The organism is Emcibacter sp., from assembly GCF_048269205.1.
In the GTDB taxonomy this organism is placed as follows: domain Bacteria; phylum Pseudomonadota; class Alphaproteobacteria; order Sphingomonadales; family Emcibacteraceae; genus Emcibacter.
Map to the genome: position 1 here is coordinate 1516813 of NZ_JBLXJC010000001.1, position 19986 is coordinate 1536798.

18 protein-coding genes and 1 tRNA gene are annotated in these 19986 nt (G+C 52.5%); 5 read left to right on the plus strand and 14 right to left on the minus strand.

The genetic code is table 11. The annotated features are described in order from the left end of the window. Positions 1-130: 130 nt before the first annotated feature. Positions 131-1360, plus strand: a complete 1230-nt coding sequence (gene chrA / locus ACN0YD_RS07085) for a chromate efflux transporter (RefSeq protein WP_417318201.1) — start codon at positions 131-133, stop codon at positions 1358-1360. Here the strand turns inward: chrA and ACN0YD_RS07090 are convergent, their stop codons facing one another. From ACN0YD_RS07090 to ACN0YD_RS07140, 11 genes are read right to left on the minus strand one after another with little or no spacing between them, the layout of a single operon-like run. Next, complete coding sequence (locus ACN0YD_RS07090) at positions 1361-2017, minus strand: TIGR00730 family Rossman fold protein (protein WP_417318202.1); 657 nt, start codon at positions 2015-2017, stop codon at positions 1361-1363. Between the two features lie 20 nt (positions 2018-2037). Then, on the minus strand, positions 2038-2676 hold the full coding sequence (locus ACN0YD_RS07095; RefSeq protein ID WP_417318204.1) for a peptidylprolyl isomerase: 639 nt from the start codon (positions 2674-2676) through the stop codon (positions 2038-2040). Next, positions 2666-3934: an MFS transporter gene (locus ACN0YD_RS07100; RefSeq protein WP_417318206.1), complete on the minus strand. Its 1269-nt coding sequence runs from the start codon at positions 3932-3934 to the stop codon at positions 2666-2668. The genes ACN0YD_RS07095 and ACN0YD_RS07100 overlap by 11 nt, the downstream gene beginning before the upstream one ends. Beyond that, a complete protein-coding gene (locus tag ACN0YD_RS07105) occupies positions 3931-4686 on the minus strand; it encodes an MBL fold metallo-hydrolase (RefSeq protein WP_417318208.1) in 756 nt (251 codons plus the stop codon). Before ACN0YD_RS07105 ends, ACN0YD_RS07100 begins: the two co-directional genes overlap by 4 nt. Positions 4687-4698: 12 nt before the next feature. Further along, complete coding sequence (locus ACN0YD_RS07110; protein ID WP_417318210.1) at positions 4699-5478, minus strand: TatD family hydrolase; 780 nt, start codon at positions 5476-5478, stop codon at positions 4699-4701. Continuing rightward, positions 5478-7022 (minus strand): methionine--tRNA ligase, encoded by a 1545-nt coding sequence (gene metG / locus ACN0YD_RS07115; protein WP_417318212.1) that lies wholly within the window; start codon positions 7020-7022, stop codon positions 5478-5480. The genes ACN0YD_RS07110 and metG overlap by 1 nt, the downstream gene beginning before the upstream one ends. A 36-nt stretch (positions 7023-7058) precedes the next feature. Next, positions 7059-8180: a DNA polymerase III subunit delta' gene (locus ACN0YD_RS07120; protein ID WP_417318214.1), complete on the minus strand. Its 1122-nt coding sequence runs from the start codon at positions 8178-8180 to the stop codon at positions 7059-7061. Next, positions 8177-8836: a dTMP kinase gene (tmk, locus tag ACN0YD_RS07125; protein ID WP_417318216.1), complete on the minus strand. Its 660-nt coding sequence runs from the start codon at positions 8834-8836 to the stop codon at positions 8177-8179. The genes ACN0YD_RS07120 and tmk overlap by 4 nt, the downstream gene beginning before the upstream one ends. Continuing rightward, positions 8829-10001, minus strand: a complete 1173-nt coding sequence (locus ACN0YD_RS07130) for a D-alanyl-D-alanine carboxypeptidase family protein (RefSeq protein ID WP_417318218.1) — start codon at positions 9999-10001, stop codon at positions 8829-8831. The genes tmk and ACN0YD_RS07130 overlap by 8 nt, the downstream gene beginning before the upstream one ends. A gap of 50 nt (positions 10002-10051) precedes the next feature. Further along, positions 10052-10945: a septal ring lytic transglycosylase RlpA family protein gene (locus tag ACN0YD_RS07135; protein WP_417318220.1), complete on the minus strand. Its 894-nt coding sequence runs from the start codon at positions 10943-10945 to the stop codon at positions 10052-10054. Between the two features lie 2 nt (positions 10946-10947). Next, positions 10948-11994 carry a lytic murein transglycosylase gene (locus ACN0YD_RS07140; RefSeq protein ID WP_417318222.1) on the minus strand — a complete coding sequence of 349 codons (1047 nt, stop codon included), beginning with the start codon at positions 11992-11994 and terminating at the stop codon, positions 10948-10950. Between the two features lie 243 nt (positions 11995-12237). Between ACN0YD_RS07140 and ACN0YD_RS07145 the strand changes: the two genes are divergently transcribed. The 3 genes from ACN0YD_RS07145 to ACN0YD_RS07155 all read left to right on the plus strand — a co-directional run bounded on the left by ACN0YD_RS07145 (position 12238) and on the right by ACN0YD_RS07155 (position 14058). Beyond that, a tRNA-Ser gene (locus ACN0YD_RS07145) sits at positions 12238-12327 on the plus strand. 119 nt (positions 12328-12446) lie between these two features. Next, a complete protein-coding gene (locus ACN0YD_RS07150) occupies positions 12447-13370 on the plus strand; it encodes a bifunctional helix-turn-helix transcriptional regulator/GNAT family N-acetyltransferase (RefSeq protein ID WP_417318223.1) in 924 nt (307 codons plus the stop codon). Positions 13371-13470: 100 nt separating this feature from the next. Then, positions 13471-14058 (plus strand): GNAT family N-acetyltransferase, encoded by a 588-nt coding sequence (locus tag ACN0YD_RS07155; RefSeq protein ID WP_417318225.1) that lies wholly within the window; start codon positions 13471-13473, stop codon positions 14056-14058. A gap of 21 nt (positions 14059-14079) precedes the next feature. Here ACN0YD_RS07155 and ACN0YD_RS07160 read toward each other — a convergent pair whose 3' ends face one another. Beyond that, on the minus strand, positions 14080-16695 hold the full coding sequence (locus ACN0YD_RS07160) for an ATP-binding protein (protein WP_417318227.1): 2616 nt from the start codon (positions 16693-16695) through the stop codon (positions 14080-14082). Positions 16696-16964: 269 nt separating this feature from the next. On the opposite strand from ACN0YD_RS07160, the gene mazG reads away from it, so the two are divergent. After that, positions 16965-17795: a nucleoside triphosphate pyrophosphohydrolase gene (mazG, locus tag ACN0YD_RS07165; protein ID WP_417318229.1), complete on the plus strand. Its 831-nt coding sequence runs from the start codon at positions 16965-16967 to the stop codon at positions 17793-17795. On the opposite strand, the gene ACN0YD_RS07170 is transcribed toward mazG, so the two are convergent. Together ACN0YD_RS07170 and hflX are read right to left on the minus strand one after the other, a co-directional pair. Continuing rightward, a complete protein-coding gene (locus ACN0YD_RS07170; protein ID WP_417318231.1) occupies positions 17775-18584 on the minus strand; it encodes an inositol monophosphatase family protein in 810 nt (269 codons plus the stop codon). The genes mazG and ACN0YD_RS07170 overlap by 21 nt on opposite strands. Further along, positions 18585-19985, minus strand: a complete 1401-nt coding sequence (hflX, locus tag ACN0YD_RS07175; RefSeq protein ID WP_417318233.1) for a GTPase HflX — start codon at positions 19983-19985, stop codon at positions 18585-18587. Between the last annotated feature and the right edge of the window lies 1 nt (position 19986).

Genomic DNA, 19986 nt, shown 5'->3' on the forward strand with positions numbered 1-19986 from the left:
TCTTTTCTTTATTTTGTATAATTTATGAAATAATATTCTTACGGGATTTAAAATATACGAATATTATTTCAATTAAGATTGCATTAACCATAATATATTTATCGAAAACCATGAACATTGAGTGATCAAAATGCCTGTCCCCAAGTATCCAACAGACGACAATACTAGGCTTTCCTTTTGGGAAATATTCCGGCTGTTTTTTATTCTGGGCTGCACCTCTTTTGGCGGTCCTGTGGCTCATCTGGGTTATTTCAGGGAAGAATTCGTCAACAGACGGAAGTGGCTCAGTGATGCGGCTTATGCGGACCTGCTCGTCTTCTGCCAGTTTCTGCCCGGACCGGCATCAAGCCAGGCGGGAATGGCTATCGGCCTGACCAAGGGGGGGTATGGCGGCATGGTTGCCGCCTGGCTGGGCTTTACGCTCCCCTCCGCCCTGCTCATGTTTTTGTTCGCCTATGGCGTGCTGAACTTTGCCGACCTGGGCGGCAGTGGCTGGATTACCGGCCTCAAAACGGCAACCGTGGCCATTGTGGCCCATGCCCTGGGCGGTATGGCCTCATCCCTTGCTTCCGGCCCTAGAACCGCAACCATTGCCGTATTGTCCATGTGTGTGGTTTTTATGATATCCGGTGCTGTCGGTCAGGTGCTGGCGATTGTTCTTGGTGGACTGATTGGTTTGATCTGGCTTCGCCAGACTAAAGGTGCGAACAGTTCCGAAACTTCCGCACCCGAAAAACTGGGCCATACGGGCAAGATGGCAACCTCTGTCTTATGCCTTGCGGTATTTGCGGCTCTTCTCATCCTGTTGCCGCTTCTTGCTGCTACTACCCGGGCGCCCGAGATTGAACTTCTGGACAGCTTCTATCGTTCAGGATCGCTGGTTTTCGGGGGCGGCCACGTGGTTCTTCCGCTGCTGCAGGCGGAAATGGTCGACAGCGGCCTGGTGGGTACTGATGACTTTCTCGCCGGATACGGCCTCGCCCAGGCTGTTCCCGGTCCCCTCTTTACCTTCGCCAGCTATCTGGGAACGATTGCCGCCCCGTCCGCTTCCCCGGTCCTCGGAGCGCTTATTGCAACGGTGGGCATATTCCTGTCGTCTTTCCTGCTTGTGCTCGGCGGTTTGCCGCTCTGGAACCGAATTCGCACCGCAGAGCACGCCAGAAACGCCATGAAGGGGATAAATGCCGCGGTTGTCGGTCTTCTGGCTGCGGTTTTCTATGATCCTGTTTTTACAGCCACCATAACCGGATACAAGCCGTTCCTGGGAGCTGTGACAGCCTATCTTTTGCTGCGTTATTGGAAGATACCGCCATGGGCGCTGATCGGACTGGCCGCTGTCGCAGGATATTTCCTGTTCTGATCAGCCCTCGAAATGTTCCTCGCTGGCCTCGCCGGTCATGATCGCTACCACTTCGTCCACATCGTCGGTCACCCGGATCAGGTCCAGATCCTGGGGATCGATGGTGCCAAAACGGATCATGGTTTTTTCCAGGAACGGGATCAGTTCGCCCCAGTACTCACTACCGAAAGCCACAACCGGGAAATCCGTGATCTTATCGGTCTGCATCAGGGTCAGGGTTTCAAACATCTCGTCCAGAGTGCCAAACCCGCCGGGCATCAGGACGAACCCCTGGGAGTAACGGACAAGCATCAGCTTGCGAACATAAAAATGCTTAAACGTCGTACTGATATGCAGATAAGGGTTCGGCACCTGTTCATGAGGCAGCTGAATATTGCAGCCCGCCGACAGGGCGCCATTTTCGAAGGCGCCCCTGTTGGCGGCTTCCATAATGCCTGGCCCTCCCCCGGTCATAATCGAAAAACCGGCCCTGGCCAGCTTTGCCGAAATTTCCCGTGCCTGTTGATAATAGACATGGTCTTCACCGAAACGGGCCGAGCCGAATATGGTCACGCAGGGGCCAAGCTGGCGCAACAGGGCAAACCCCCGCCACATTTCTGCGGAAACCTTGAACAGACGTCGTATATCCCTGTACCAGCCGAATTTTTCGCCGAGCATACTGAAGAACTTTCGAGAGGTTATTTTCTACTGACCGCAAAGATCCTGATCGGATGTTCCATGATCTGGCCCTTGACCGGTGAGCTGGGGTCTTCCATGGGCACATTGGTAGGCTGGCTCTGTATCTGCATGACCACATCCATACCAGTCGTGACGACACCGAAAGTGGCATATCCCTGCTTGTCCGGGTTGCGATCGCTGCCGTAATCCAGGGCGCTGTTGTCACCAACACAGATGAAAAATTCCGTATCCGCCGTACCCGGCGCCAGTCTGGCCATGGAGATAACACCGTTCTGATGGGAGATTCCAGTCATTTTGGTGGTCTCGTGAGGAATTGCCGTCAGAGGCTTCTTGGCCAGGTTACGCCCTCCCTGGATCAGGGTAATGGTTGTTCTGGCCGGTCGCTGGTTGTCCATGCGCACAGCCCGGTAAAACTGGCCCCCGTTATAAAGCCCGGCATCCATGTTTCTCAGGAAATTGGCAACGGTCTGAGGCGCTCTCTCCGGATAGAGCCGCACATCGATATTGCCGAGCTCTGTTTCAATAACCACGTCAATGGTCTTTTCCTCTGCCCGGACAGGCAGGCTGAGGGAAACCAGAAGGGCAAGGCACAGAAGAAAGCTGCTTCCAATCAATGAACCTGTTTTTCTACTCACCATAATGCTCCCCTTCTGTGACCGGAACCTCAAGAGCCCTCTCCTCGTTCTGTTGTCTTGTCCGCCTAACATACCACAGGGTAATCACAAACAGAACGGCAAGTATGGAATAGCTCATCATGTTCATTTTTGTCCAGCCAAGGGTAGCAAAGATATATCCGGAGGTGAGCGACGCGGTCGCTGTCATGCCATAAACAAGAAAATCATTGATCCCCTGGGTAAAGGCCTTTTCCTTTTCCGAATAGGCTTCCGCCAGAAGGCTGGTGGATGACGTAAACATGAAGTTCCAGGCAACACCAAGAAGCCCCAGCGACAGATAAAAGTTCGTCAGCTGCACGTCATAGATGGCGATGGCCGCGGCCATCGCAAAGAGCAACATGCCAATCAGGATAATGGGGATATTACCGAAACGGGCGATCAGAGAGCCTGTGAAAAAGGCCGGGAAAAACATGAAAAGAACATGCACCTGAATGACCGTGGCGGCATCCGCATTTTCAAAGCCGCAGAACACCACGGCGATAGGGCTTGCGGCCATGATGAAGGACATCAGGAAGTAGGACCCGCTGGCATTGAGCACCGCGCATATAAACGCCGGCCGGCGGATGATCTCTCCTATATTGACCTTGCTGTCCGCTTTTTCCTCACTGTCCGCCTTCTCCTCCGGCTCTTTTGCGGGACTTCTGTGTGAAATCTTCAGCAGTCCTATTGGCAGGTGAGCCAGGATACTCAGGGTGGTAACAAGGGCATAGGGCCCCGCAAAAGTGAATGGCCCGAAAGCATCATTGTAGAAACCGGTAATGGTTGGCGTCACCAGTGCTGCGATCATGCCACCAGCCAGAACCAGTGAAATACCCTGCTTCTGAAAATCCGGCGGGCTGACCTCCATGGCGGCAAAGCGGTAATAGGCGGCGAAGGCCTGATAGACGCCATGCAGCAGGGTGGCGAAACAGAAAAGAGGGAAACTCTGTATCCACAGGGCATATATGGCTACTGCCCCGGAAATTGTCGCACAGAGGGCACCAAACTGAAACCCCCGCTTGCGGCCGAAATATTTCATGAAATAAGACGCCGGAAAAGCCATCAGCGCAGCACCGACAATTCCGGTGGCCATCGGGACGGTTGCCCATTTGGGATCCGGTGCCAGCATTTGCCCGACCAGAACTGCATAGGTGATCAGTGTCATGGACGAGGCCATGATAAACGCCTGGCAGATGCACAGCAGGGTTACGTTTCTTTTATAATCTCCGGAAAGGTCCGTCATAATTCGATTACCATCCCGTCCCAGGCCGGCTCAACATGTGCCGGCAATTCTCGCTTCAATGTCTCATAATCCATGTCCCAGGTCATATGGGTCAGGATAGCTCGTTTCGGCTGCACCCTGTCGATATATTCCAGGGTCTGCGCCAGATGGCTGTGAGTAGGATGAGGCTGAGGGCGGAGTGCATCCACAACCCAGAGGTCAAGCCCCTGCAGATGGGCAAAACTTTCTTCAGGTATTACATTAAAATCTGTACTATAAGCCATTTTATTTAAACGAAAACCGTACGAGCCATTATCGCCATGAATCTGCTTGAACGGCTGGACGTCAATTGCCCCGATCCTGAATGGTGTCAGATCAATCTCGTGCATGTTGGCAATAGCCGGATAGTTGTTTTTGCTTTCGAAAATATAATCAAACCTTCGGGTGAGAACTTCCCGGGTTTCCCGGTTCGCATAGACCTCGACTTTTTTCTTCATACATTGCGCGATGCCCCTGAGGTCATCAATGCCGTGGGTGTGGTCTGCATGGTCATGGGTATAGAGCACGCCATCAAGGCGCATGATCCCGTTATCCAGGCACTGTTCCCTGAGGTCGGGCGTGGTGTCGATCATGAGGGACGTTTCCCCCTCCTCCACCAGGATCGAGGAGCGCCGTCGCCGGTTCTTTGGATTGTCGCGGTCGCAGGCACCCCAGACTTCTCCGATCCGGGGTACTCCGCCTGAGGTGCCGCATCCGAGTATGGTGACTTTCATGGCGGATGGTCCTCAGGGCCGTCGGGCTTTTGAAAACAGGCTAAAGAAATTGTCGGTGGTTATCCGGGCGAGCTCTTCGAACTCCATACCCAGGTGGCCGGCAAGGAACTCAGCCGTATATTTGACATAGGATGGCTCGTTCGGCTTGCCCCGCTTGGGTACCGGCGCAAGATAGGGGGCATCTGTTTCGATCAACAATCGGTCGCGAGGGATGATTTTTACCGTTTCCTGCAGGTCTTTCGCACTGTTGAAAGTGACAATGCCGGAAATGGAAATATAAAATCCCATTTCCAGGCAGGCTTCCGCCAGGGCACGGCTGGCTGTAAAGCAATGGATCACTGCCGGATAGGCGCCCTTGCCCATCTCCTCTTTCATCAGGCTTGCCGTATCTTCATCGGCATCCCGGGCATGGACAATCAGCGGCAGCCCGGTTTCCCGGCTGGCGGCGATATGAGCGTGGAAATTTTCTTTCTGAAGCTCTCTTGGCGCGTGTTCATAGAAATAGTCGAGACCGGTTTCCCCGATGCCGACAACCTTTTGCGGCCGGGTCATCTCGATCAGCTGTTCCGCCGTAATACCCGGTTCCTTTTCCGCTTCATGGGGATGACTGCCTACGGTACACCAGACATTCTCGTGATTTTCAGCGATGGTCAGCACTTCGTCATACTCGCTAAGGCGCGCATTGATGGCCAGCATGGTGCCGACGCCGGCCTCGCGGGCCCGCTGAATCACGCCTTCCATGTCTTCGGTCATGCTGCCGTAGTTAAGATGACAATGGCTGTCGACAATCATCAGGCTTCTGCCTCCACATATCTCGGGAACACACCTTCCGGCTTTTCCATCGGGGTTCCACTGGTCAGGCGGCCGGTTTGACCAAGTTCGGCAAAACCGCGTTTGTCTGCAGGAAGCTGAAGCTGATCAAGAAGCCTTGATGCAGACTCCGGCATAATCGCCTGGGTCAGAATACCCACCTGGCGGATCACTTCCGCGGTAACATAAAGTACAGTACCCATACGCTTCGGGTCGGTCTTCTTCAGGGCCCAGGGTTCCTGCGCAGTGAAATAGCTGTTGGCGTCCCCGACAATCTTCCAGATGACCTCCAGCGCCTGATTGAAAGACTGCTGGTCCATTTTTTCCCGCACCCGGTCCAGAAGGGCATCGGCGGCTGCAAGGATTTCCAGGTCGGCATCGCTAAACTCGCCAGGAGTTGGTATTTCCGCCGCGCAGTTCTTGAATATCATGCTCAGGGAGCGCTGGGCCAGATTACCGAGGTCATTGGCCAGATCGCTGTTGATACGATTGATCATGGCCTGTCGGGAAAAATCCCCGTCATTGCCGAAGGGCACTTCGCGCATCAGGAAATAACGTACCTGATCAAGACCGAATTCCTCAACGATCTCGAAGGGGTCAATTACATTGCCGACGGATTTGGAAATTTTCTGGCCTTCATTGGTCCACCAGCCATGGGCGAAAACCCTTTTTGGCGGTTCGATATCTGCCGCCATCAGGAAGGCGGGCCAATAGACCGCATGGAAGCGCAGGATATCCTTGCCCACCATATGGACATCAGCCGGCCAGAATTTGCTGAAACTTTCACTGTCCGTATCCGGATAGCCCACGGCCGTCATATAGTTGGTCAGGGCGTCAATCCAGACATACATAATATGTTTGTCATTACCCGGCACGGGAATACCCCAGGAAAAGCTGGTGCGGGAGATGGAAAGATCACGAAGGCCGCTTTCAACAAAGCTCTTCACTTCATTTTTGCGGCTTTTGGGCAGAACCGTTTCCGGGATCTGCTCATACCAGTCCAGAAGCTTCTCGCCCCAGGCGCTGAGCTTGAAGAAATAACTTTCCTCCTCAACCCATTCTACAGGGGCGCCGGTCGGGGCCAGTTTTTCGCCGCCCTCGCCGTCAATCAGTTCCCCTTCGGCAAAATAAGCCTCGTCCCGTACGCTGTACCATCCGGCATATTTATCGAGATAGATGTTGCCGCTTTCTTCCAGCTTCCGCCACAAAGCCTGGCAGGCCTTTTTATGCCGCTCTTCTGTGGTACGGATGAAGTCGTCATGGGAGTAATTCATGAACTCTGCCAGAGTACGGAACCTTTGCGATACTTCGTTGCAGAACTCGATTGGCGTTTTGCCTGCCGCCTGGGCGGATTTTTCCACCTTCTGGCCATGTTCGTCAGTACCGGTCAGGAACATGACATCATAGCCGTCAAGACGTTTGAAGCGGGCCAGAAAATCACAGGCCAGCGTGGTATAGGCGTGCCCGATGTGCGGCTTGTCATTGACATAATAAATGGGCGTCGTGATGTAAAAGGCAGGCGCCATATTCTTCGTCTCTCCGGTAAAAACTCTTTAACTCTGTCAGGCCCGAAGCGACTGGCTGATCATGGCAAAAATGTTCAGCACAACCTGCTTGCGATCAAGATTGACCGCGTCGGTGCGGGCCAGTATATGCGAACCCTTTTCCCATAGCTCGACCCATTGATCAAGCGGTAATCTCTGCCCCAGAGACTTCATGAGTTCCAGCTCTCCATCGAGAATTTCGGCAATTTCATGCCCCTCACCGGCATTGACACGGACCAGCCTGTTAAAAAAGCGGGTCAGCAGGTCTGTAAAGAGCCCGAAGCGATCCTTGTTCTTGGCCCCGGCCAGATCATCGGCGAGAGCATGCAGCGCAGGAATATTCATAGCCGGAAGAAGCGACATCAGGCTGAGAATTTGACCATAAAGTTCCAGCCCCTTTTGTTCGGCCAGTGTAATGGCATATCCCGGGCTTCCCTCACTGAGCAATGCACATCCCTGAACTTCCCCGGCTGGAAGGGACGGATACTGACGGCCGACAACCTGGCTGACCTCGTTGAATTCCAGCGGCATGAGCCTGAGCTGACGGCAGCGCGACCTGATGGTCGGCAGAAGCCGGCCCGGTGCATGGGCAAGGACAAACAGAATGGAATTGGAGGGCGGTTCCTCCAGGATCTTCAACAGGGCGTTTGCGGCATTGCGGTTCAGTTCGTCGGCGCTATCCACAATGGCAACACGCCATCCTCCCTCGCCCGAGGTGGTATTGTAAAATCCCTGCAGCCGGCGCACGTCATTGACCAGAATTTCATTTCTTTTCTTGCCCGTTTTGTCATCCACGGAACGTTCGATACTGATGAGGTCCGGATGACTTCCCGCCGTAATCCGGTGATTAACCGGGCTTTCCGGATCCGTTTCCAGGCTTTCGGGACACACCGGTTCGAGTACATCGCCAAACAGGCCGGGACCTTCGTTCGATACAGGAGGGTTGTGTAGAAGAAAGCGAGCCATGGTATAGGCAAGCGAGGCCTTGCCGACACCGCGAGGGCCGGTGATCAGCCAGGCATGATGCAGTTTGCCCGCAGTGAAGGCATCAAGGAAAAGATCCTGGGCATGGCTGTGGCCGACGACTTTTCTGCATTGCCTTGACGGGGGTACATCCTCGATATCCACGTTTGCTGTCACTTTCCGAAAAACCTGTCACAGATCACTTGTGCAATATGTCCGGCAATCAGGTCAATACCGCCTTCGGCGTCAACGACAGTTATACGGTCCGGGTTTTTGCGGGCAATATCCAGAAAAGAATTTCTCAATGTTTGATGAAACTCTTCCCCCATACGCTCATAGCGGTCTTCCCGGGTTTGCCGGTCTTCCAGGTCTTCCCGATGCCGCGCCCTGTTCAGGCCCAGCTTTACACCGCCATCCAGCAGGATGGTCAGGTCGGGCCAGAAATCACCGGTCACCAGACGGTGAATCTCAAGAATCTTGTCAATATTCTGCCCTTGTCCATAGCCCTGATAGGCCAGCGTGCTGTCTGCATAACGGTCGCATATCACCCAGGCGCCACGTTTGAGCGCTGGCAGGATGGTTTCCTCAAGATGTTGCGCCCTGGCCGCGTAATGCAGCAGGGTTTCGGTCATGGCACACCATTTGTCTGTACCGCCTGTGACCAGAAGGTGGCGGATTTCTTCTGCACCGGGGGAGCCCCCGGGCTCCCGGGTCAGGACGACATCCACACCCCGGGATTCCAGAAAGCGGCGAAGTTCCATGGCCTGGGTTGACTTGCCGACACCTTCACCGCCTTCAAATGTTATGAATTTTCCACGGTAGTCGCTACTCATCACCATTTCCGCTGGGCCCGAGAAGCAAATAGTCGAAGGCGGCTTTCAATCTGCTGAAACCGCTAAGTTCCGGGACATCGTGACCGGCGACCAGCGGATAGGTAATCGGCTTCATGTCTGCGGATGTGATCTCGAGGGTGGCAATGGGCTGTCCTTTGACGACGGGGGCGCGAATGGGGCCATCATACACCACCTTCACTTTCATCCTGCGTCGGGCGTGCTTGCTCAGGGACAGGATAACATCCTGTTCAATCACAAGCGGCACCAGGCTGGATTCACCCAGCCAGACACTGGCCTGATGGGTCTTCGGCAGTTCCTGTCCCGCTTCCAGCAGGGGATATATATCGAAATTCCTGAAACCATAGTTGAGAAGACGTTCGGATTCCCGGGCCCGCATTTTTTCGCTGGTCATGCCATTCAGAACCAGGATCAGCCGCCGGCCGTCTTTGACCGCAGAGGCGGTAAGGCCGTATCCGCCCGCTTCCGTATGGCCGGTTTTCAAACCGTCCGCTTCTTTCATGCTGTAGAGAATGGGATTGCGGTTTGACTGGGGAATATTGGCGTAGGTAAAGCTCTTTTCCGCGAACATGGGATAATATTCAGGGAAATTCTTGATCATGGCCTGGGCCAGGATCGCCAGATCCCGTGCTGTCATATAGTGCTCTTCGTCCGGCCAGCCATTCACATTGGTAAAGTGGCTGTTGTTCATGCCAAGTTCCGCAGCTTTGGCATTCATCCACTCCACAAAGATATCGGGAGACCCGGCGATGCCCTCGGCCAGCACCACGCAGGCATCATTGCCGCTCTGGACAATAATACCCAGCAGGAGTTCGCGAACGGTTACCTTGTCGCCGGCATTGAGAAACATGGTGGAACCCTGCAGACGCCATTTTCGATAAGTCGGCTCGCTGACCTCGAAAACATCATTCAGAGTGATGACACCGTCTTTCAGTTTCTCAAACGCCAGATAAACGGTCATCAGCTTGCTCATGGAAGACGGCGGCATGGAGGTATCGGCGTCTTTTTCGAACAGGACGGCGCCGGTTGAGCCTTCTATCAGAATGGCTTCTTCCGCAGCGGTCCTGATGGACTGGGCGGAGGCACCAGCAGAACCGGCGGCAAACAGCAACAGTGCCAGCCCCAGCAACCTTAGTGTGGATGCCATATGTCTTCCAAATTTATTAATCATTCCTCGTCCCGTTATCCGGTTATTTATCAATCCAATACAATACGTGCGGTATTATGTCCCCAGGCCAGCGCTCTGCCAAGTGTTTCATCAGCCCGCTCCCTCGAGGCAAGTGGTCCGATCCGGACACGATAGAGTTTCTGTCCATTGACATTCACAAGCTCCAGAAGGGTCTGACCTACATGGCGGATGTCATCCGCCACCATCTTTGCCCTGTTTTTGTCAGAGAAAGCGCCGACCTGAACATACATGTTTTCTTCCTCTGCGGCACTGTTTCCTGCAGCAGGCGCCTCCTGTTCAAGCGTCTCGACTATCACTTTTTCCAATGCCGCCGCACCAGGTGCATTTGTTGCCACCGGTGCTGCATCGGCAACGACAACCGGCGCCGGTGCCTCCCGTGATGCTGTTGTCACCGGAGCCTGCTTTTCAGGCTGGCGCTTCCGGGCAAAGGCGGCAGTGGGCGGGGCATCCGGGCCGGGTACGATTTCCACCCGAACCCGTGTTACACCCTGTTTTTCAAAACCAAGCAACTGGGCAGACCTGCGGGAAACATCAATCAGGCGGTCGCCGACAAACGGACCCCGGTCATTGACCCTGAGAATCAACGAGCGTCCGTTTTCCTTGTTGGTTACCCGCACATAACTGGGCATCGGTAAAGTGGTATGCGCCGCTGTCAGGGCGTTCATATTGAACGTTTCCCCGTTGGCTGTTTTGCGTCCGTGAAATTTCGGGCCATACCAGGAAGCCAGTCCCTCGGCCACATAGTCCGGGTCCTCTTTCGGTACATAAACCTTGCCGGCAACTTTATAGGGGTTGCCCACCTTGTATTCGCCGCCGCTCTGGCTGACCGGAGCGCCACCCGGCACAGAGGAACATGCCGCAAGGGCGGTCATCAGAGCCAGCAATGATATATGGCGCAGCATTCTCATCTCAGTTCATCTGCCAGCAGGCTGACACCAAGAGCATAAAAGTTTGAACAGTTATATCGCAGAATAGAGCGGAAATTTTCATAGGTCAGATAAGCCGGACCGTCTTTACCCGCGGGCATTACCAGAGATGCCTTGAAGGGCCGCTCCCCCACATCGGGCAAATCGCCACCAAATTTACTTTTGACACCAAGAGCTTTCCATTCATCCAGGGATAACTGCTTGCTGTGATCCTTGAGCGCCCGGCGGCAGCTCTTGATTTTTCCGGTTTGTTGTACTTTTTCCCAGAGACCGTCCACATCTTCCGGCAGGGTTACTTCCCTGCCCCAAGTCTGGTCTTCACGCCAGCCATGTCTTTTCAGGTAATTGGCAATAGAGGCGAATACATCGGATTCATTGACCCAGATGTCCTTGCGGCCGTCCTGGTCAAAATCATAAGCATAGGAATAGAAGCTTGAAGGCATGAACTGCCCTTGCCCCATGGCGCCGGCCCAGCTGCCTTTCATATCCTCAGGAGAAATATGACCTTCGTCGAGGATTTTGAGGGCGCGCAAAAGCTCTTTACGGAAATAGGTCGGCCGGCGCATGTCATAAGCCAGCGTCGTCAGGGCGGCAATGACACTGTACCCGCCGGTATAGCTGCCATAGTTGGTCTCCATGCCCCAGATTGCGGCGATAAAGCGTTCCTGGACACCCATGCTCTGTGCCACCGGGGAAAGAAGTCCGGAAAATTCGCTGATCTTTTCCCGCCCCTTGGCAATCCGCGTCGGGCTGACCCGGCGGCTGATATATTGTGCATAAGTCTGGGTGAATTCCGGCTGCCGGCGATCCAGCTCGATGATTTTGGGAATCGGCGCCACATTTGTGAAGGCCGTCTCGAGGGTTCCCGGGCTGATCCCCTGTTCCAGCGCCTCTTGTTTCAGGTCGGCCAGCCAAACTTCGAAAGGCTGGGGATTGTCAGGGACAGATTTTTCTTCGGCTCTGAGTGAAGACAAAGAAACGACAACAGCAAGGATAAAGCTGAGCAATATTCCGGTTATTTTCACGCTGCACGGACCTCGATGGCTGAATTATATGATATTACCGCTGGTTATGGCTTGATCATCGTCAAAAATCGTGACCATATCAAGGCATAAAAGACCATCTGCAGTATATTTTCAACCCATTAATAGGACATTACCGGCCAGACAATACAACATTACCGTATTGTGACGAATTCGGTCTTGACCTGATGGAGTCTATGGGATAAATCCTTGGCCCATTGCATTTCAATTCAGCACACGGATCACGGAGAGGTGGCAGAGCGGTTGAATGCACCGGTCTTGAAAACCGGCATGGGTGCAAGCCCATCGTGGGTTCGAATCCCACCCTCTCCGCCATTAACCTGTCGCAATTTTATCTTCATCCTTACAGGACTGATATCAGCCCCGTATCAGTTGCATCTCGGTTGTGGGTATATTATATTGACTTTGTCAATATATATTATGGGATAAGCAATATGATTGCTGATGATGTCACTTCATTTCGCGAATTCAACCGGTTCCATACACGTCTGGTCGGCGCCCTGAACGAACACCTGCTTTCTTCCGGCTTTTCCCTGCCCCAGGTCCGCGTGCTCTACGAAATCGGCATCGCGCGAAAGGGGCAGGCCCCTTCTGCTCAGGACCTGGCGACATCTCTGAACATGGATCCGGGTTACCTTAGCCGTCTGGCCTCAGGTCTTGAGGAACAGGGTTTGATTGCCCGTACTCCGTCTGTGGATAACGCCAAGCGCCTCGCACTCACTCTTACCCCGACCGGTAAGGAAACCTATGAGAAGTTGAATAACGCCTCTGTCCGGGAAGTGGAATCTTTCATGTCTCCGCTCTCTGCAAGAGAACGACGTGAATTGATCGGAGCGATGACACGAATCCGCCGACTTCTGGGCGATCTATCCCGGGAAAAGACATTCATTCTACGTGATCCCGAACCGGGTGATCTCAGCTGGGTCACCAGCCGGCAGGCGCACCTTTATACAAAGGAATACGGCTGGGACTGGACCTTCGAAGGACTGGTTGCTGAAATTATCGGCCGGTTTATACATGACTATGATCCCGAAAAAGATCGTTGCTGGATTGCCGAAAGCGAAGGCGAGATTGTCGGATCTGTTTTTGTTGTACGCGAGAATGAAGAGACGGCAAGGCTTCGTCTTCTTTATGTCGAGCCCGGTGCGCGGGGGTTGGGTCTCGGCGCGCGACTGGTTGATGAATGCATCCGTTTTGCCGGAAACAAGGGGTATAAAAAAATGGTTCTCTGGACCAATGATATCCTGGTCTCCGCCCGACGGATATATGAAGCCGCCGGTTTCAACCTGATAGAAGAAGATCCTCATCACAACTTTGGCAAAGATCTTGTGGGTCAGGTATGGGAGCGCCCGCTTTGAAGTTTTGAAGTAGCGCAGGCCTCCTGCACCAGCTGTATTTGATATCATCTTGCCTACTGCTATGTATAACCAGTAAATTTTTGATAATCTGGAGGCTCTGATGCAGACACTTGAAACTGATCGACTGATCCTGAGGCCCTTCTGCCAAAATGATCTGGACTTTCTGGATTATCTGCATGGTGACATGGATGTCATGCGTTACACGCTTGGCCGCGTCCGCACACACGAGGAAAACAAGGCCTATCTTGACCTGGTAATGCAGTTACACGAGCAAGACGGCACCGGTCCCTATATGGTTATACGAAAATCGGATAACCATCCGCTCGGGCGTTGCGGGTTCAGTCATTTCTACGGCTATGAAAAAGATGGCGCAGACTATTTCTATTGGGAAACCATCTATAACGGTCCCGAGGACGAACGTAAAAAATCCAAACTGGAAATCGGATACAGCTTCACGAAAGAATCCTGGGGGCACGGATATGCCACCGAAGCCGCGCTGAGAGTCCGTGATCACGGATTCGGCGATCGTCGCTACACAAGTCTTTGTTCACTTATCATGAAAGAAAATACCGCTTCCAGAAATGTTGCAGAACGCCTTGGGTTTAATTTGCAGGGGGAAATGTTTATTCATGACCAGCCGGCCCTGGAGTATGGCATGACTCTGGATCATTGGGTGCAGGAGAACTGATCCATACATCAGTTGGAAGGCTCAGCTTGATATGACCTGCGGCAAATTTTCGGGATAGCAAAGGCGGTTCACAACGTTGGCAAGTTCCAGGGCAAGGTGCTGGACACTGATCGGGTCATAGACATTTTTTTCCAGTTTGACTGCGAATGATTTCAGGAACCCATATTCAAAATGGTGATCCATTTGCCGCAGTTCCTGGGCAATTGCGACAAGCATTGCAGGTTTATTGCGTTCAATATCAAGCTGACGGACTATCGTATAAAGCTTGTCGTTTCGCATTCGCAGATTGAGCCTGAAGCGATCAGCATCTTCGCTCTCATCACCGGGATCGAGTAATTTTACGATTTCCTGCTCCAGCCAGTCAGGTATCTGATGGATGGAACCATCCGCTTCACTGATTTTCAGTTTCTGAAGGTTTTTCATAATGTAGGCCATTTCCCCCCAATCAACCGGCTTTGTAATGCAATGTTGCATTCCGGCCTCATAATATTGGGCAACTTCGTCTTTCATGGCATTTGCCGTGACGGCGATAATCGGTGTATTACGATGATGAAGCATGGACGAACGAATAATCCTGGTAGCCTCTATGCCATCCAGAACAGGCATCTGAATATCCATCAGAATAATATCAAAGTTCTTGTTGATGCAGATATCAATAGCTTCCTGGCCATTTTGGGCAAAGGTGACATCCATCTTCCATCGGTCAACCAGAACTTTCTGCATCAGGCGGGCATTCAACTCGACATCTTCCACTACCAGAACCTTCAATCCGGCTATCACCGCGGGGTCAAGTAGCAGGCGGTTTTCCTTTATTTCGTCGCTGGCAAGTTCCAGGGCCAGGCGGAAGGTGAAAGTTGTACCTTCTCCCTCGACTGAATCGACGGAAATGGAGCCGCCCATAAGATCAGCGAGGTTCTGGCAGATGGAAAGGCCGAGCCCTGTGCCGCCGAACTGTCGGCGATAGGCATCCTCTATCTGTTCAAAGGGCTGAAAAAGATCGCCAAGCCTGTCGGCCGGTATGCCTATACCCGTATCACGGACCCTGATCTCCGTTTCGGTAGTGTTCTCCAGACCGGAATCATGGAAATGAACGGAAATATATACCCCGCCCTCAAGGGTAAACTTGACAGCATTGCTGACCAGATTCCCCAGTATTTGTTTGAGCCTGACCTCATCTCCAATCAGTATAGGCGGTGAATGCTCGGGTATGTCGACCGTTAGTTCCAGTGCTTTGCTGTGAGCTGTTGCAGAATGGAGATAAACGGCGCTTTTGACCGCCTGTCCTATATTGAAGGGTTCCATAACAAGCTGAACCTTGCCAGACTGCAGTCTGGACATCTCAAGAAGATCATTGATAATGGTCAGCAGTTGTTCATTGCTCTGCATGCCCATGTCGACAAGTTCCTGGGCCTTTTCCGGCAACTCCATGGTTTCAAGGAGTTGCAGCACACCCATAACACCATTTATCGGCGTTCGGATCTCATGGCTCATTACGGCAAGAATATCACTTCTGGACTTGGCAATATCGCTGGCTGTTTTGGCGGCGTCCCTCAGTGTTGTTTCCAGAAGATATTCGTTGGTGATATCCCGGAAAACACCGATCATATAGGGCACATCGTCATATTCCATATATTGTCCGGTGCTGGCGATACGTCTTTTCTCCCCATCGTCACGCACAAGTTCATGTTTGATGGTGTAGCCCGATTTTGTCCGGGCGGCCTCCCCGATCTGAGCCAGAGCGGTTCTCCGTGCCGGCTCGGTATAATAACGTGCAGATTCCTCGACGGTGGGCACACCTCTGGCCGGATCCCGCCCATGAATTTGAAAGATTCCGTCAGACCAGTAGAATGTTTTGTTTTCAAGGTTCAAAAGCCATGTACCGAAGCCGCCCAGCTTCTCTGCCTGCTCATGCTGCAGTTTCAGAACCTGACTGTTATACTCCAGGTCACTGATTTCCCTGCCCATATCCTCTATTTTCTGTTGCGCTTTCTCATCATCTTCTCTGATCGTCCGGTTTTCATTCTGAATCAGGAAATTCATCAACATCAGGATGAAGACGGTTCCGCCTGCTGAAAATATATACACCTCTGTGCTCGACCAACTCTCGTCCAGTTCAATTTGGCGGAGTATGGCTTCTTCCAACTCTGTTGAAACATACTTTCTCAGAACCGTCAGGGCAGTGAAGGCCATGGTGTCTTCAACCTTGACAAGTTTATCGAGGTTCTCGGCACCATTGTAGGGAAGGCTACCAGCAAGTTTGATGGAGCGCTCATAGGCATTCAACATCTCTTCCAGATGACTTTTCTCTTTCTCAAATCCCTCCACATTATTTTTGAGAACAGTCCATTCAGCCCGGACTGTTTCGAGATTTTCCTGTGCAAGTTCAAGATAACGGCTTTCGCCGCGCAAGACATAATTCTTGAAATTGTGGATGAAACCTCCATAGCCAAAAAGCATATCAAGTCGGGAAAAACTAATTTCCAGGTTCTCAATTGAAGCCAGCCGTACCGATGACACTCTTGTTTTCTGGTTCCAGATCACACTCAGAGAAATAAAGGCGACAACCATTACAACAAGCAGACCGGCCAATGACAAGAATGTATAGTTATGACCCAACCATCTGTACAGGAAACGCATTATAGAAATGTCCCGAAAGAAGCTGACAACGGATTACAGCAGAACAGATTGCTCTTGTCTTTCAGTAAAGTGGTCATCAAACACACCGAATATTGTTATTCGAATAAACTAATATATAGAAGGTAGTATTAACAATCTGATAACAGCAGACAGACTGTACTGTGAGCCGTGGAACGATCTACTCATATTTTTGTTGGACTTCACATATGCCTCCTGTTAAGCAATTATCTCGCCTTGAGTTTCTTTTGCCAAATCAGTTAACACACTCTATGACCGATACCGGACTACAAAAACTGCTCGATATCATGATCCGGCTCAGAGATCCGGATAACGGCTGTGACTGGGACAAGGTTCAGACCTATAAAACCATTGCTCCCTATACCATTGAGGAAGCCTATGAAGTGGCCGAAGCCATCGAGCACGGCGACATGGACTCCCTCAGGGATGAGCTGGGGGATTTGCTGTTTCAAGTGGTGTTTCATTCCCGTATGGCTGAAGAAGAGGAACAGTTTTCCTTTTACGATGTGGTCGAAGCCATCAGTGACAAAATGGTTCGGCGCCATCCCCATGTCTTTTCCGATATGACCTATGCCTCCGTGGAGGAACAGGGCAAGGCCTGGGAACAGATGAAGGCGGAAGAACGGGCCGCTAAAAACAAGAATAAACAGGATAGCGCACTGGATGGCGTGACCTGGGGGCTGCCCGCCCTCACCCGCGCTGTCAAATTGCAGAAACGTGCTGCGCGCGTGGGATTTGACTGGCCGGAAACAGCTCAGGTCCTGGATAAACTGAATGAGGAAATGGCGGAATTGTCCGCTGAGTTAGTCAAAAATCGCGACAATCAGGACCCTGAGCTGATTGCTGAAGAATTTGGCGACATGATGTTTGTTTATGCCAACCTGGCCCGCCATTTAAAAATAGACCCGGAAAGAGCCCTAAGATCTGCAAACGCTAAATTCGAACGGCGCTTTCGGAAAATTGAGGATCTTCTGGCCCTGGAAGGCAGAAATGCGGAAGACTGCACCCTGGAAGAGCTCGACCGCTACTGGGACAAGGTAAAGGCACAGGAGAAAAAGACCTCAGAACCGGCCGGGGAATAAGGCGTCCCGAACCTGATACCATTGTGGCTCGGTCAATGTGCTCAAAAGGCCCCTTCCCCTTTCGTGAATGGTATAGTCCTCTTCATTCAGGCGGCGACTGCACCCCCCCGCCTGTTTCAGGATAAAGCTTCCCGGCAGATGATCCCAGGGCAACGTGCGAAAATAAACGGAAAAATGCTTCCGCCCGCCAAGCAGACTCACATAATCATATCCGGCACAGAAAGCAGGACTGTTCTTGAGAAATTTCTTCAGGTTCACCCGTGCCATTTCCTTCAAGTCATCTGGAAAGCGCTTGATATGGGCTGCTGCAATCTGTTGGGCTATGTCAGCTGGAGGTCTCGGCAGAACCACTTTGTCATCACTTAATACAGCGCCGCTTCCCTGCTCGGCAACTGCAAGAACGTCATCGGCAGGAAGGTAGATCCAGGCGGCAACCGTTTCCCCTTTCCGCAGGGCGACGACCATCATGGCAAAACGGTGATTTCCCCGTATGAAATTATTGGTTCCGTCAACCGGATCAATGAGAAAGGCCAGGTCCGCATCCAGTAGATCGTGGATCCTCTCCGGATGTTCTGCAATACTCTCTTCGCCGGCGACAACTGCACCGGGATGCAGATCGGTTAACAGCCGGCTGAGCTGCTTCTCTGCCTCGATATCGGCGATGGTGACCATCTCCCCGGCCGCTTTGTCCCGGATCTCGTGATCTTCCAGTTTTTCGAAACGGCGTAGAATTTCCTGATGGGATATCTCCCGGACATAGTCAGATATACGGTCAGGATTAAGCGACATCTATACCGTCCCGACAGGGAAAATCCCCTGTTTTTCAAGAGACCCAAGCGCCTTTGTCCCCAGTTTTACTGTCAGGAGGACCATGTCTTCCCTGTCGTCACGGGACAGGACCTCGCCCTGACTATATAGCTGAGCCACTTCGGCCCCCTGCTCGGGTCTGAAACGGAAAGAATATGTTCTTTCATCCCGTGCCAGGTGATCGGATATTTTCTGAAGGAAGTCATCGCAGCCTTCGCCGGTCACTGCGGATAGCAAGGCCACATTATTTTGTCTTGCCGCCATATTTTCCAGCGTCTGCCGGTCTTCTGGGCTGACCAGGTCAACCTTGTTCCAGAGCTCGATAATGGTCCTGTCCTCACCTTCTTCAATGCCAAGTGATTTCAGAACATCCAGCACATCCTGGCGCTGGTCTTCGGTCTCCGGATGGGAAATATCCCGGACATGGACAATAATATCCGCCTCTATCACTTCCTCGAGCGTCGCCCGGAAAGCGGCAACCAGATGGGTCGGCAGGTCGGAAATAAATCCCACAGTGTCCGAGAAAATGGCTTTCTTGCTATTTGGTAAATCGAGCTGGCGCATGGTCGGATCCAGCGTCGCAAATAAAAGGTCTTCGGCCATCACACTGGCGCTGGTCAGCCGGTTGAACAGGGTCGATTTCCCCGCATTGGTATAGCCGACCAGGGCGATGACCGGGAAAGGTACCTTCCTGCGGCTTTTTCTGTGCAGCTCGCGGGTTTTAGTGACTGTGCCCAGCTGGCGTTTAATTTTGCCGATACGTTCATCGATCATGCGCCGGTCGGCCTCGATTTGGGTTTCACCGGGGCCGCCCATAAATCCAAAGCCACCTCTTTGACGTTCAAGGTGGGTCCAGGAACGCACAAGGCGGCTCTTTTGATAGGAAAGATGAGCAAGCTCTACCTGCAGTGCGCCTTCCCGGGTCTCGGCGCGTTCTCCGAATATTTCCAGAATGAGCCCTGTTCGGTCAATGACCTTACACCCCATCTCCTTTTCCAGATTGCGTTGCTGACCGGGGGAAAGCTCACAGTCAGCTACAACCAATTCAATCTCGTTGGTGGAAATATAATCGGCCAGCTCCTTAACTTTTCCGCGCCCCAGATAGGTAGCCGGACGGATGTTGGAAATGCCGATGGTCACGGCCTTTGCCACATCCAGGTCAAGAGCAGCGGACAGAGATATGGCCTCCTCGAGACGAGCCCGGGGAGTTCGTGACCAGGAAAGGTTTTCCTGTTTGTTGCGTAAGTAGGGATGAAAAATAAAAGTTCGCGCTCCCGCGGTATGTTCCGGGAGCGCGATATCTTCACTGTAGGGATCATCCCAGACTGAACTGAAACTTTTTTTTCTGAACGTCAGTTCGTCGGTTGTAATCCTGGCTGTCATC